This is a genomic window from Ferranicluibacter rubi (assembly GCF_011603255.1).
GTDB classification, from domain to species: Bacteria; Pseudomonadota; Alphaproteobacteria; order Rhizobiales; family Rhizobiaceae; genus Ferranicluibacter; species Ferranicluibacter rubi.
In genome coordinates this window covers 167,866-181,173 of sequence record NZ_JAANCM010000009.1, presented here as the reverse complement: position 1 = coordinate 181,173, position 13,308 = coordinate 167,866, and the positions used below count along the sequence as shown (strand labels likewise).

Below are 13,308 nucleotides of genomic sequence, written 5' to 3'. Positions count from 1 at the left end.
CGACCGGTAACTTAACGGCTGACGACGCTTGCCTACATCTCACGCCACGAGATTTCAGCGGCTACCCCTTCGTCATCCCCTACTGGATGCGGCATCCGCCGACCTGACGTCCGTGCGCTCAAAAGTGTCTACTCATCTCATAGACGTTAAACAGCCAAGCTCCGACTCAAGGTCGGACTGACAAGGAGGTGGATGGCTCGACCCTCAAAATCGCATCTCTGCAGAACGTGAAGGTTGCGATTTCCGTCTGTCCTCGCCGGTACAGTAGTCAACTAGGACCGTCTAAAACGTAAACCTCAAAAAGCATGCTGAAAAGGCTCAATGTGCTGGAACCTGATGACGACAAGATCTCATCAACCTCACAATAGCAAAGCCCTTCCCTTCACTGATAACGGCGAATCAACCCGACGAGCTTTCCTTGGACCTTCACGCGTTCCGGGCCAAAAATTCGTGTCTCATAGGCTGGATTGGCTGCTTCGAGGGCAACGGAGGCACCCTTGCGGCGGAAGCGCTTGAGGGTTGCTTCTTCGTCATCCACGAGAGCCACGACGATCTCGCCGGGGCTGGCACTGTTGGCATTGCGGATGATCACGGTATCACCGTCCAGAATACCGGCTTCGATCATCGAGTCGCCCCGGACTTCCAAGGCGTAGTGCTCGCCATTGCCGATCATAAAGGCGGGAACGGAGATATCGTGGGTATTGTTCTGGATGGCGGAAATCGGAACGCCTGCGGCGATGCGCCCCATCACCGGAACCGACACGCTATTATCGTCGCCCACCCCAGCCGTCGTCTTCGGCGCGTTTTCAGGTGCAGAGCTTCCCCGGCTTCCTTGAATCACGCTCGGCGAAAAACCGCGCTTCGGCGGGACAGCGGCCAGATACGCCTCCGGCAGCTTGATGACCTCAAGCGCCCGTGCCCGGTTGGGTAGGCGCCGGATGAACCCGCGCTCCTCAAGAGCCGTGATCAGCCGGTGAATGCCGGATTTGGACGCGAGCTCCAGTGCATCCTTCATTTCGTCGAATGAGGGGGGAATACCCGATTCCTTCATGCGCTCATGAATGAAAATCAACAGTTCCTGTTGCTTGCGGGTCAGCATGATCAATCGACTCCAGAATCACGAAACAAAGCAAGAACAGTGTTATATGTTCCTCATGTGTTCTGCAAGTGGCATTCTGGTTAAGCCACATCCAGAATGATCAACAAGGGGCGCTCGTCCGAAGCGTTGCTTTCTGCATTCCCTTAAAAACGAGATTTGTTGTCAACGCACAGCCTCTCTCAGCTTCACAACAGCAACGCCGCCATGAACTTACCCATGACGGCGCAAAAGAGACGTCGAATTTATGCATCAACCTGCAGCAGGTTTGCGCGAATCAAAACGGGATATCGTCATCCAGGTCGCGAGAGAAGCCGCCGCTTGATCCGCCGGTGCTACCGCCCGATCGGGCGCCCGAGGACTGGGCCGGGCGATCGTAATCGTCGCCGTAATTTGACCCACCGCTTCCGCCACCATATTCCGAGCTGCCACGGCTTCCGCCACCGCCACCGCTGCCTCCACCATCGCGACCGTCGAGCATGGTCAGCGTCGAGTTAAAGCCCTGAAGCACCACCTCCGTGGAGTAACGGTCGTTTCCGTCCTTGTCCTGCCACTTGCGGGTCTGCAGCGCTCCCTCGAGATAGAGCTTGGCGCCCTTCTTCACATATTGCTCTACGACCTTGCACAGGCCTTCGTTAAAGACCACGACGGTGTGCCACTCCGTTTTCTCGCGCCGCTCACCGGAGTTTCGGTCGCGCCAGCTTTCGGAGGTCGCGATGCGCAGGTTTGCGATCGGCTTGCCATCCTGCGTCCGCCGAATCTCGGGGTCCGCCCCGACGTTGCCGATGAGGATCACCTTGTTTACGCTACCAGCCATCTCTTTGTCCTGTCTCCTGAAAGCGGCTCAACGATCCGCATCGTGCCGCGAGCCTACGCTGTTGAGCGCGGCATTTCGCCCTCGGCCGCCAGCAATCCACAACAGTTTGCAAATTTGTTCTTTATTTGTTCTATGTCTTGGGTATGATCCTGTCAAGCGAGGCCGTCACGGGCCGCAGACCGGATCACTGTGACGAAGGAATAGTGGTTTCCCGAAAACGCGCCTCGACATATGAAGTAATGATCTTAAGTAAGGGCTTCGTCCCCATGCAGAGCGTCCGACCATGAGCGAATTCAAGACCATTTCGATCCGCGGTGCGCGGGAGCACAATCTGAAGGGCGTCGATCTCGACCTCCCGCGCAACAAGCTGATCGTGATGACGGGGTTGTCCGGGTCGGGAAAGTCGTCGCTGGCATTCGATACCATCTATGCCGAAGGGCAGCGGCGCTATGTCGAGAGCCTTTCGGCCTATGCGCGTCAGTTCCTTGAGATGATGCAGAAGCCCGACGTCGATCTGATCGAGGGCCTATCGCCTGCTATTTCCATCGAACAGAAGACGACGTCGAAGAATCCGCGCTCGACCGTGGGAACGGTCACCGAGATCTACGACTATATGCGCCTTCTGTTCGCGCGCGTCGGCGTGCCCTATTCGCCGGCGACAGGTCTGCCGATCGAAAGCCAGACTGTCAGCCAAATGGTCGATCGGGTTCTTGCGATGGAAGAAGGTGCTCGCCTGTACATTCTCGCGCCGATGATCCGGGGGCGAAAAGGAGAGTACAAGAAGGAACTCGCGGAGCTCATGAAGAAGGGCTTTCAGCGTGTAAAGGTAGACGGTCAGTTCTACGAGATCGCCGATGTTCCCGCGCTCGATAAGAAGTACAAGCATGACATCGACGTGGTCGTCGATAGGTTGGTGGTGCGAGGCGATATCGCGGCAAGGCTTGCGGACAGTCTGGAAACCTCGTTGCGGCTTGCGGATGGCTTGGCGATTGCGGAATTTGCTGACAAGCCGCTACCGGAGAAGGAGACATCCGCCGGCGGTTCGGCCAACAAGTCGCTGAACGAGACGCATGAGCGCGTGCTGTTTTCGGAAAAGTTCGCCTGCCCCGTCTCCGGCTTTACGATTTCGGAGATCGAACCCCGCCTGTTTTCGTTCAACAACCCCTTTGGGGCCTGCCCGACCTGCGATGGTCTCGGCAGCCAGCAGAAGATTGATGAGGCGTTGATCGTGCCGGAGCATGATCGGACGCTGAAGAACGGGGCGATCGCGCCTTGGGCCAAATCGTCGTCCCCCTATTACAATCAAACTCTGGAAGCGCTCGGCAAAACCTTTGGGTTCAAGCTGAGCAACACTTGGGCTGAACTCTCTGACGCTGCGAAGAAGGCGATCCTGCGCGGCACGGACGACAAGATCGTCTTCCAGTATGCGGACGGCGCGCGCTCCTACAACACCACGAAGACATTCGAGGGCATCGTTCCAAACCTCGAGCGGCGCTGGAAGGAAACCGAGTCGGCTTGGGCGCGTGAGGAAATCGAGCGCTACATGTCTGCGGCCCCCTGCCCCGCCTGCAAGGGCTTCCGGCTGAAGCCCGAAGCATTGGCGGTCAAGATTGATCGCCTTCATATCGGCGAGGTCACGAACATGTCGATCCGTGTCGCACGCGACTGGTTCGAGGATCTGCCTGCGCGTCTGACGGACAAGCAAAACGAGATCGCCGTCCGTATCCTGAAGGAGATCCGTGATCGGCTGCGATTCCTGAACGATGTCGGGCTGGATTATCTCAGCCTCTCGCGAAATTCCGGTACGCTGTCGGGTGGCGAGAGCCAGCGCATCCGGCTCGCCTCGCAGATCGGTTCCGGCCTGACAGGCGTGCTCTATGTGCTGGACGAGCCGTCGATCGGACTGCATCAGCGCGATAATGCCCGCCTGCTCGATACGCTGCGGCACCTGCGCGATATCGGCAACACGGTTATCGTGGTAGAGCATGACGAGGACGCGATCCTTACGGCGGATTATGTCGTCGATATCGGTCCCGCGGCCGGCATCCATGGCGGACAGGTCGTGGCCTCCGGCACGCCGCAGGAGATCATCGATCATCCGACGTCTCTGACCGGCAAGTATCTTTCGGGCGATCTCTCGGTCTTGGTGCCGGCGGAGCGGCGGAAGCCGAAGAAAAAGAAGGAGCTGACGGTCGTCGGCGCGCGCGGCAACAACCTGAAGAACGTCACGGCGTCTATTCCGCTCGGCGTCTTTACGGCGGTCACCGGCGTTTCCGGCGGCGGCAAGTCCACCTTCCTCATCGAAACGCTCTACAAGGCGGCGGCCCGTCGCGTGATGGGCGCGCGCGAGATCCCGGCCGATCACGACCGGATCGACGGATTCGAACATATCGACAAGGTCATCGACATCGACCAGTCGCCGATCGGCCGCACGCCGCGCTCGAACCCCGCCACCTATACCGGCGCGTTCACCCCCATCCGCGACTGGTTTTCCAGCCTGCCGGAGGCGAAGGCCCGCGGCTATCAGCCGGGGCGATTCTCCTTCAATGTGAAGGGCGGGCGTTGCGAGGCGTGCCAGGGCGATGGCGTCATCAAGATCGAGATGCACTTCCTGCCGGACGTCTATGTGACCTGCGACGTTTGCCACGGCAAACGCTACAATCGCGAAACCCTTGACGTCACCTTCAAGGGCAAGTCGATCGCCGACGTGCTGGACATGACCGTCGAGGAAGGCGTCGAGTTCTTCGCGGCGGTCCCCGCCGTGCGCGACAAGCTGGTGACGCTCAACGAGGTCGGGCTCGGCTATATCAAGGTCGGGCAGCAGGCGAACACCCTGTCGGGCGGCGAAGCGCAACGCGTGAAGCTGGCCAAGGAACTCTCCAAGCGATCGACCGGACGGACGCTGTATATTCTGGATGAGCCGACCACCGGCCTGCATTTCCACGATGTGGCGAAACTGCTGGAATTACTGCACGAACTCGTCAACCAGGGCAATTCCGTCGTCGTGATCGAGCACAATCTGGAGGTCATCAAAACGGCGGACTGGATCCTCGACTTTGGTCCGGAAGGCGGGGATGGCGGCGGTCAGGTCGTGGCCGAGGGGACGCCGGAGCAGATTGTCCGGGAGAAGCGTTCGCACACTGGCCACTTCCTGAAGGAACTGCTTGAGCGCCGCCCGGTCCGCAAGGCCGTGGCTGCGGAATAACGCGGGCTTGCGAAGAACGAGTGAAAGGAACGGGCGGCATGGGTAAGGCGGGTACGATTCGCGTCGGCATCGGCGGCTGGACGTTCGACCCTTGGGAGGGAACCTTCTACCCAGAGGGCCTTGCGAAGAAGCGGCAGCTCGAGTTTGCCGGCAAGGCGCTGAAGGTTATCGAAGTGAACGGGACGTATTACGGCTCGCAGAAGCCAGAGACATTCGCGAAATGGGCATCGGAGGTTCCGGACGATTTCGTGTTCACGCTGAAGGCAAGCCGTTATGCCACGAATAAGAAGGTGCTGGCGGAGGCCGGGGAGTCGATCACGCGGTTTCTGAGCCAAGGGCTGTCGGAGTTGGGTGCCAAGCTCGGACCGATCCTCTGGCAGTTCATGCCGACGAAAAAATTCGATGCGGTGGATTTCGAGGCGTTTCTAAGCCTGCTTCCGGAAACGCAGGATGGCTTGGTGCTGCGCCATGCCGTGGAGGTTCGCCACAGCTCCTTCCAGGTCTCGGAGTTCGTCGAGATGGCCCGTCGGCATAACGTTGCCATCGTCTGTGCGGATCACGCCGAATATCCGCTGATCGCCGACGTGACGGCCGACTTCGTCTACGCCCGTTTGCAGACTGGCAGCGATGATGTTGAAACCTGTTATGACGAGAAGCGCTTGGCAGAGTGGGAAGCACACCTCGATGCCTGGAGATCAGGAGGCGTGGCTGACGGGCTTCCCTTGCTGGCTGATCTGCTGCCGAAACAGCCTCGCGACGTCTTCGCCTTTTTCATTCATGAGGGGAAGGTCAATGTCCCGAATGGCGCGATAGCGCTTCAGAAGCGGTTCGAATAGCGAGTGCAAACCCACGGAGATATTGATCTAACTATCATCTATTACGTTAAGATGATCTTGGAAGTCACGGATTTGCTAGAGTTATAATGTTTATGAGATGTGGCCGTCTGCAGGGCCCACGATACAGGCATGTGTGAAGTGCGCGCCTATCCTCGGCGCATCATCATGGACGCGCTAGACTCGAAGGCATTCGCGGCAACGGCCGGATGGCACGCAGCAGATTTTCGGCCGTCATACCCTCTCCGGCCTTATTCCCCGCCACTCCGTGGCGCCAGACGGCGCTCGTCGCTGCCTCGAAGGGTGGCATGCCCTGCGCGAGATGGGCACCGACGATTCCCGCAAGCACATCGCCGGAGCCGGCCGTCGCAAGCCATGGCGGGGCATTGGCGTTGATCGCGACACGCCCGTTCGGTTCCGAGATGACGGTGTCCGAGCCCTTGAGGATAATGACCGCATTGCTCCGCTCGGCCGCTATGGTCGCGCGGTCGATCTTGGAAAGGGCAGTGTCCGCGGCGAGATCCGGAAAGAGCCGGGAAAATTCTCCATCATGCGGCGTCAGGACGAGGCGAACCGGGCCGCGGAATGCAGCGAACAGGAATTGCGGATCATCGCGAAAGGCCGTGATGCCGTCCGCGTCGAGGACCAGCGAGCGATCGGATAAGGCTGCAACGTAACGCCGGGCACGGTCTGGTGCGCCAAATCCGGGGCCGAGCACGAAGGCGTTCAGGCGTGTGTCCTTGACGAGGTCAGACAGCATCTCATCGGTATCGACCGGCCTCAGCATGATTGCTGTCAGATGCGCGGCAAGGGTTGGCAAGGCCTCCGTCGGCGCCACCATGGTGACCAGGCCGGCACCGGCGGAAAGCCCGGCGGTCGCACTCATGCGGGCTGCGCCACTGCTCGGCGCTGCGCCGGAAAAGACGATGAGATGCCCGCGGCGGTATTTATGGGCGGCAGGATCGAGCACCTGAACGGCCTTGTGCCAGAGCGCGGCCGTGTTCTCGACGAGAGATGCCCGGTGTGACGTCACGATGCGGGCGGGAATACCGATGTTGATGACCTGCAGCACCCCGCACAAGGTCCGACCCGGCAGCAGGAGATGCCCAGGCTTGCGCGTCATGAACGTCACCGTCTGCGCCGCCTGAAAACTTTCCCCAAGCACCTGCCCGGATCTGCCGTCGACCCCCGACGGCAGATCGATCGCGATGACAGGCAGAGTCAGATCCGTGACCGTCCTCATCAGGGCCGCGACATCGCTGGAAACCGCGCGCGAAAGCCCGGCACCGAACAGACCGTCGATGACGACGTCACCGATCGTGGGAACATAGGTGTCGAGCGGTTGGTGGGGGATGGAGACCGCCGCGAATGCGCGGGCGGCATCTCCCGTGAAGCGCGCCGGATCGCCCATGAGGTAGACCGCAACGCGTGCTCCACTACCGGCAAGCGCCGCTGCAGCGATCAGCGCATCGCCGCCATTGTTGCCGAGGCCACAGAGGCAGACGAAGCGGGTCGCCTCGGGATAATGACGCAGCGCCGAGGCTGCGACGGCATGGCCCGCAGCGCGCATCAGCCCGAAGGAGGAGATGCCGGAAACGGCGGCATCGCGATCCACCTTCACCATGGCCGCCGGCGTCAGGATCCAGCCGGCCATATCTGTCTCGACGCCCATCTTGCCACCCTCGTGCAAATACGTGATCCTCGTCTTACAGTGCAGAGGCCAAGGTCAGAAATCAAGCGTCTCACGGGAATGCGTATTGACCAATAACTGAGCATCTGCATATATTTGGCGCTCAAATATCATGCTAAAATTGTCCAAATTCCTTCCGCATTGCATCAAATTGCCGTAAACCGCTCGCATTTCACAAGAAATAGGCATTCTCCTGCAATGATGGATCGGATTGATGAGAACAACGTCCGATCCACGCATCCTCCGGGCAAATGCGTTGAGATTTTGAAGACATGGCATGCTAAATGCATATGGTGGGGCGAGCGGGGATTCCCCTGTTCCAACGGGAGAAGCGGAGAGACATTTTCTCATGAAAAAGGTCGAAGCGATCATCAAGCCATTCAAGCTGGATGAAGTGAAGGAGGCCCTTCAGGAAGTCGGGCTCCAGGGCATTACGGTGACGGAAGCCAAGGGTTTCGGACGGCAGAAGGGCCATACCGAACTATACCGCGGCGCGGAATACGTCGTGGACTTTTTGCCGAAGGTGAAGGTCGAGGTGGTTCTCGCGGACGAGAACGCCGATGCGGTCATCGAGGCGATACGCAACGCCGCCCAGACCGGGCGGATCGGTGACGGCAAGATCTTCGTGTCGAATGTGGAAGAGGTCATCCGAATCCGCACGGGCGAAACCGGCGTCGACGCCATCTGATTTCATGCCGCCGCATTCGCGCGGCGGCCCATAACCGTCAGGGAAGGACATCTCCGATATGACGACTGCGAGCGACATCCTCAAACAGATCAAGGAAAACGACGTCAAGTTCGTTGATCTTCGGTTCACCGATCCCAAGGGCAAGCTTCAGCACGTGACCATGGATGTGTCCTGCGTCGATGAAGACATGTTCGTCGATGGCGTGATGTTCGATGGCTCGTCCATCGGCGGCTGGAAGGCGATCAACGAGTCCGACATGGTGCTGATGCCGGATGCGGCCACGGTGCATATGGACCCGTTCTTCGCACAGTCGACAATGGTCGTGGTCTGCGACATTCTCGACCCGATCTCGGGCGAAGCCTACAATCGCGACCCGCGCGGCACGGCGAAGAAAGCGGAAGCCTACCTGAAGTCGTCCGGAATCGGCGACACCGTCTTCGTCGGCCCCGAGCCGGAATTCTTCATCTTCGACGACGTGCGCTACAAGGCTGATCCTTACAACACGGGCTTCAAGCTCGATTCGTCGGAACTGCCGTCGAACGACGACACGGCTTACGACACCGGCAACCTCGGCCACCGTCCGCGCGTCAAGGGGGGCTATTTCCCCGTCCCGCCGATCGACAGCTGCCAGGACATGCGGTCTGAAATGCTCACAGTCCTCTCCGAGATGGGTGTGACGGTCGAGAAGCAGCACCACGAAGTGGCGGCCGCCCAGCACGAACTTGGCGTCAAGTTCGACACGCTGGTGCGCAGCGCCGACCAAATCCAGATCTACAAATACGTCGTGCATCAGGTGGCCAACGCCTACGGCAAGACGGCGACCTTCATGCCGAAGCCGATCTTCGGCGACAACGGCTCGGGCATGCACGTGCACCAGTCGATCTGGAAGGACGGCAAGCCGACCTTCGCCGGCGACGAATATGCAGGCCTTTCGGAAAATTGCCTGTTCTACATCGGCGGCATCATTCGCCACGCCAAGGCGATCAACGCCTTCACCAACCCGACGACCAACTCCTACAAGCGTCTGGTCCCGGGCTACGAGGCGCCGGTTCTGCTGGCCTATTCCGCCCGTAACCGTTCGGCGTCCTGCCGCATCCCGTTCGGCTCGGGTGCCAAGTCCAAGCGCGTGGAAGTCCGTTTCCCCGATCCGCTGGCAAACCCCTATCTGGCGTTTGCCTCCATGCTGATGGCCGGTCTCGATGGTATCCGTAACAAGATCCATCCCGGCAAGGCGATGGACAAGGACCTCTACGACCTGCCCGCCAAGGAGTTGAAGAAGATTCCGACGGTTTGCGGTTCGCTGCGGGAAGCGCTCGAAAATCTCGATCGAGACCGCAAGTTCCTGACCGCTGGCGGCGTGTTCGACGACGACCAGATCGATGCCTATATCGAGCTGAAGATGGCCGAAGTCATGCGCTACGACATGACGCCGCATCCGGTCGAGTTCGACATGTACTATTCGGCCTGAGCTGCCGCGAAGAAAAGAAAAAGGCCGGCGCCACCAGCGCCGGCCTTTTTCATTGCCCAACGTTCATCATTGTGAAGAGCATTGCCTCCTGAGAAGGCAATGTGTTTTTCAGGGCATAACCCCTGCGCGGTCTCCGTCCGTCCCTTGATCTCGCGCCGTTTCCTCCCACATATTGAAGGAAAGGAATACGGTCATGATGAAACAGAGAGATGCAAAGTTCCAGATCGGACAAGTGGTTCGCCACCGGCTCTTCCCGTTCCGCGGCGTGATCTTCGATGTCGATGCGGAGTATGCGAACACGGAAGAGTGGTGGAATGCCATTCCGGCCGAAGTCCGGCCCGATCGCGATCAGCCCTTCTACCACCTTCTGGCAGAAAACGACGAGAGCGAATATGTCGCCTATGTCTCCGAGCAGAACCTGATGTCCGACGAGACGGGAACACCGGTTCGCCACTCCCAGGTCGAGACGTTCTTCGATCCGGAGACCATCGGCCAGTACAAGCCGAAGGCCGTCGTCACGCACTGATCAGCCGGCATGTCCGTCGTGCCTGGATCTGAAATGCAAAAAGCCCGGATCACGAGATCCGGGCTTTCTCTTGGGCGATCGCCCTGATCAGTTCTGCTTGGCAGCCTTCTGAGCTTCTTCAAGCTTCTTGCGGGCGTCTTCCGCCTTCTTCTGCATTTCTTCCTGCAGCAGGCGCTGGCGTTCCTGAAGCTTCGACTGCTCGATCGGCTCACCATCGAAAACGCCGGTGAAGCCTTCGAGAGACATCTTGATGGGGTTCGGTGCGCGCTGGAAGTTGATCGACGTGAAGACCACTTCGCTGCCCTTCTTCAGGCTGGCGATGACGGCGTCCGACAGAGGCGCTTCGGCCACGCACTTGTCGGGCATGCAGATGGCGTAGTCGAGCTTGATCGGCTTGCCGCCGTCGATCTGGACCTGGACGCCGGGCGGCAGCAGGCGCGCGGAGGGAACGGAGACCTGAAGGATCTTCCGGTTGACCTTGCCCTGAACGCTGATGAGGCCGGCCGCGGTGATGAGCTGGCCGTTATTGGCGGAAAGCAGGTTCTGCACGATGCAGACGTCGTTGTCTTCCTGCTTGGTGCAGACTTTGAACCAGCCCTGCGGCGGGCGCTGGGATGCCTGCTGCGCGAAAGAGGCCGACGGCATTGCAGCGGCCGCTACGGCGCCGGCGAAAGCCGAAATGGCGACTTTCTTGGTAAGTGTGGGCTTGAAGGTCATAACGATATCCGTCTCCTGAATTCCATCGTTTCTGCGGCTCGGGTGCAGCGCTCCTTGAAAGAGACGCGCAACATCACGTTCACTACAGGATCGGTTGCGATCGTTCTGCACAGGACCATGTACGATCCCGAGAACCACCCAAGCAATCCGCTCATCCCAATGTCGAGTGCTCGGCCTCCCGCTCCTCTGTTGGTCAATTGAGGCATTTACATGACCCGTCAAGTGGCGGTTCCCTCTCCTACAGCGTCACGCCTGCCTAATCCAGTCATGCCGACTGAAAATAGCGGCTTCAGGCATGACATTTCACGACGGCAACATCATGCGACCGCCATTTTGCGGACGGCAAGGTTCAAAAATCGGCTCGACATGATAGGGTCGACAGGAATCGTTTCTGGATCCGCTCGAACTCTTGCCGGGCCCGTCCGCATCGGAGAACCGTGTGCGCGCATTGTTTCTGGGCCTCGCCCTGTTCACGTCCCTGTCGGCCGCCGGCGCGGCTATCGCCGAGCCCGTTCACGGCATTGCCATGCACGGAACGCCGGCCCTGCCCGCCGACTTCAAGAACTTTCCCTATGTCGATCCGCAGGTGAAGAAGGGCGGCCACATCTCCTATGGAGTCGTGGGTTCGTTCGACAACCTTAATCCCTTCATCCTGAAAAGCATGCGCACGACGGCGCGCGGCATGCTCGATCCGGAATACGGCAACCTCATCTATGATTCGCTCATGACGCGCTCGCGCGACGAGGCGTTCTCGCTCTACGGGCTCTTGGCGGAAACGGTGGAATGGGATGAAGACCGGACCTTCATCCAGTTCAATCTCAACCCAAAGGCGCGCTGGTCCGATGGCCAACCGGTGACGCCGGAGGATGTCATCTTCACCTTCGAAATCTTCCGCGACAAGGGCCGGGTGCCCTTCGCGTCAAGGCTCGACAAGGTTGCCAAGATGGAAAAGGTCGGCGACCGCAGTGTTCGCTTCACCTTCAATGAGAAGAGCGACCGCGAATTCCCGCTCCTCATCGCGATGACGCCGATTCTGCCGAAGCACGCGACGCCGGTCGAGACCTTCGACCAGACGACGTTGAAATTCCTGATCGGGTCCGGCCCCTACAAGGTCGCCTCTGTCACGCCGGGCGAGCGGATCGTTTATGAGCGCGACCCGACCTATTGGGCAAAGGACCTGCCGTCCAAGATCGGCCAGGACAATTACGACCGCGTTTCCGTCGAATATTTCCTGCAGGACAATTCGCTGTTCGAAGCCTTCAAGAAGGGCGAGATCGACATCTACCCGGAAGGTAGCCCCAACCGCTGGGCGCGCAGCTATAATTTTCCGGCGGTACAATCCGGCGAGGTCATCAAGGATACGTTCTCGCCGAAGACCCCCTCGGGCATGCTCGGCTTCGTCTTCAATACCCGTCGGGCGATGTTCGACAACCCGAAACTGCGGCAGGGTCTTGCTCTCGTCTTCGATTTCGAATGGGTCAACAAGAACCTCTATGACAGCGCCTACACGCGCACGCAGAGCTACTGGCAGAATTCCGGCCTCTCCTACCTCGGCCAGCCGGCCGACGATCGCGAATTGGGCCTCCTCGGCGATATCCGCAACCGCATCCTCCCCGGCGTGCTGGATGGAACCTATCGCCTGCCCGTTACCGACGCCTCCGGGCGGGATCGCAACGTGTTGCGCGAAGCGGTGACGCTGCTGCGCGAAGCCGGCTATACGATCCGCGACGGTCAGATGAAGAACGCCGACGGGCAGCAGCTCGCATTCGAGATCATGACCCAGAACGAGGGTCAGGAGAAGATGGCGCTGGCCTACCAGCGCTTCCTGGCAGCGCTCGGCATTCGCGCAGGCGTGCGTACTGTCGATGATTCGCAGTACCAGCAACGCAGCCAGTCCTTCGACTACGACATCATCGTCAAGTCCTTCCCGTCCTCCCTCTCGCCCGGCATCGAGCAGCTTGGCCGGTGGTCATCGCAATCGCGCGACCGGCAGGGCAGCGAAAATTTTGCCGGCGTTGCCGACAAGGATATCGACACGCTGATCAACAACATTCTGCAGGCGCGCTCGCAGGAAGATTTTACCGCCGCCGTTCGCGCCCATGACAGGATGCTCGTCTCCAACTTCTACGCGGTGCCGCTCTATCACGTGGCCTCGCAGTGGGTCGGCCGCCACAAGCGCATCGGTCGGCCGAACACCGTTCCGCTCTACGGCTACAGCCTGCCGACCTGGTGGGATGCCGATGCACAGACAGGCGCTTCACCGGCGCC

The 13,308-nt window shown here is 59.7% G+C and carries 9 protein-coding genes and 1 pseudogene; 6 read left to right on the top strand and 4 right to left on the bottom strand.

The window, feature by feature from the left end; all coding sequences use genetic code 11:
* Positions 1-382: 382 nt before the first annotated feature.
* Positions 383-1,099: a transcriptional repressor LexA gene (gene lexA, locus G8E10_RS17550; RefSeq protein WP_167130094.1), complete on the bottom strand. Its 717-nt coding sequence runs from the start codon at positions 1,097-1,099 to the stop codon at positions 383-385.
* A gap of 274 nt (positions 1,100-1,373) precedes the next feature.
* Positions 1,374-1,913 (bottom strand): single-stranded DNA-binding protein, encoded by a 540-nt coding sequence (locus G8E10_RS17545; protein ID WP_110734541.1) that lies wholly within the window; start codon positions 1,911-1,913, stop codon positions 1,374-1,376.
* 283 nt (positions 1,914-2,196) lie between these two features.
* On the opposite strand from G8E10_RS17545, the gene uvrA reads away from it, so the two are divergent.
* Positions 2,197-5,118 carry an excinuclease ABC subunit UvrA gene (gene uvrA / locus G8E10_RS17540; protein ID WP_167130093.1) on the top strand — a complete coding sequence of 974 codons (2,922 nt, stop codon included), beginning with the start codon at positions 2,197-2,199 and terminating at the stop codon, positions 5,116-5,118.
* A gap of 38 nt (positions 5,119-5,156) precedes the next feature.
* Positions 5,157-5,954, top strand: a complete 798-nt coding sequence (locus G8E10_RS17535; RefSeq protein WP_167130092.1) for a DUF72 domain-containing protein — start codon at positions 5,157-5,159, stop codon at positions 5,952-5,954.
* A gap of 163 nt (positions 5,955-6,117) precedes the next feature.
* Here G8E10_RS17535 and G8E10_RS17530 read toward each other — a convergent pair whose 3' ends face one another.
* Entirely contained in the window at positions 6,118-7,623 is a 1,506-nt protein-coding gene (locus G8E10_RS17530; protein ID WP_281517635.1) for an NAD(P)H-hydrate dehydratase, read from the bottom strand.
* A gap of 367 nt (positions 7,624-7,990) precedes the next feature.
* On the opposite strand from G8E10_RS17530, the gene G8E10_RS17525 reads away from it, so the two are divergent.
* The 3 genes from G8E10_RS17525 to hspQ all read left to right on the top strand — a co-directional run bounded on the left by G8E10_RS17525 (position 7,991) and on the right by hspQ (position 10,323).
* Entirely contained in the window at positions 7,991-8,329 is a 339-nt protein-coding gene (locus tag G8E10_RS17525; protein ID WP_092933760.1) for a P-II family nitrogen regulator, read from the top strand.
* A gap of 58 nt (positions 8,330-8,387) precedes the next feature.
* On the top strand, positions 8,388-9,797 hold the full coding sequence (glnA, locus tag G8E10_RS17520) for a type I glutamate--ammonia ligase (RefSeq protein WP_092983739.1): 1,410 nt from the start codon (positions 8,388-8,390) through the stop codon (positions 9,795-9,797).
* 196 nt (positions 9,798-9,993) lie between these two features.
* On the top strand, positions 9,994-10,323 hold the full coding sequence (gene hspQ / locus G8E10_RS17515) for a heat shock protein HspQ (RefSeq protein ID WP_062474500.1): 330 nt from the start codon (positions 9,994-9,996) through the stop codon (positions 10,321-10,323).
* A gap of 87 nt (positions 10,324-10,410) precedes the next feature.
* On the opposite strand, the gene G8E10_RS17510 is transcribed toward hspQ, so the two are convergent.
* Positions 10,411-11,040, bottom strand: a complete 630-nt coding sequence (locus G8E10_RS17510; protein WP_092933764.1) for an invasion associated locus B family protein — start codon at positions 11,038-11,040, stop codon at positions 10,411-10,413.
* A 448-nt stretch (positions 11,041-11,488) separates the two neighbouring features.
* On the opposite strand from G8E10_RS17510, the pseudogene G8E10_RS17505 reads away from it, so the two are divergent.
* Positions 11,489-13,288, top strand: a pseudogene (locus G8E10_RS17505) (extracellular solute-binding protein); the annotation flags it as partial.
* Between the last annotated feature and the right edge of the window lie 20 nt (positions 13,289-13,308).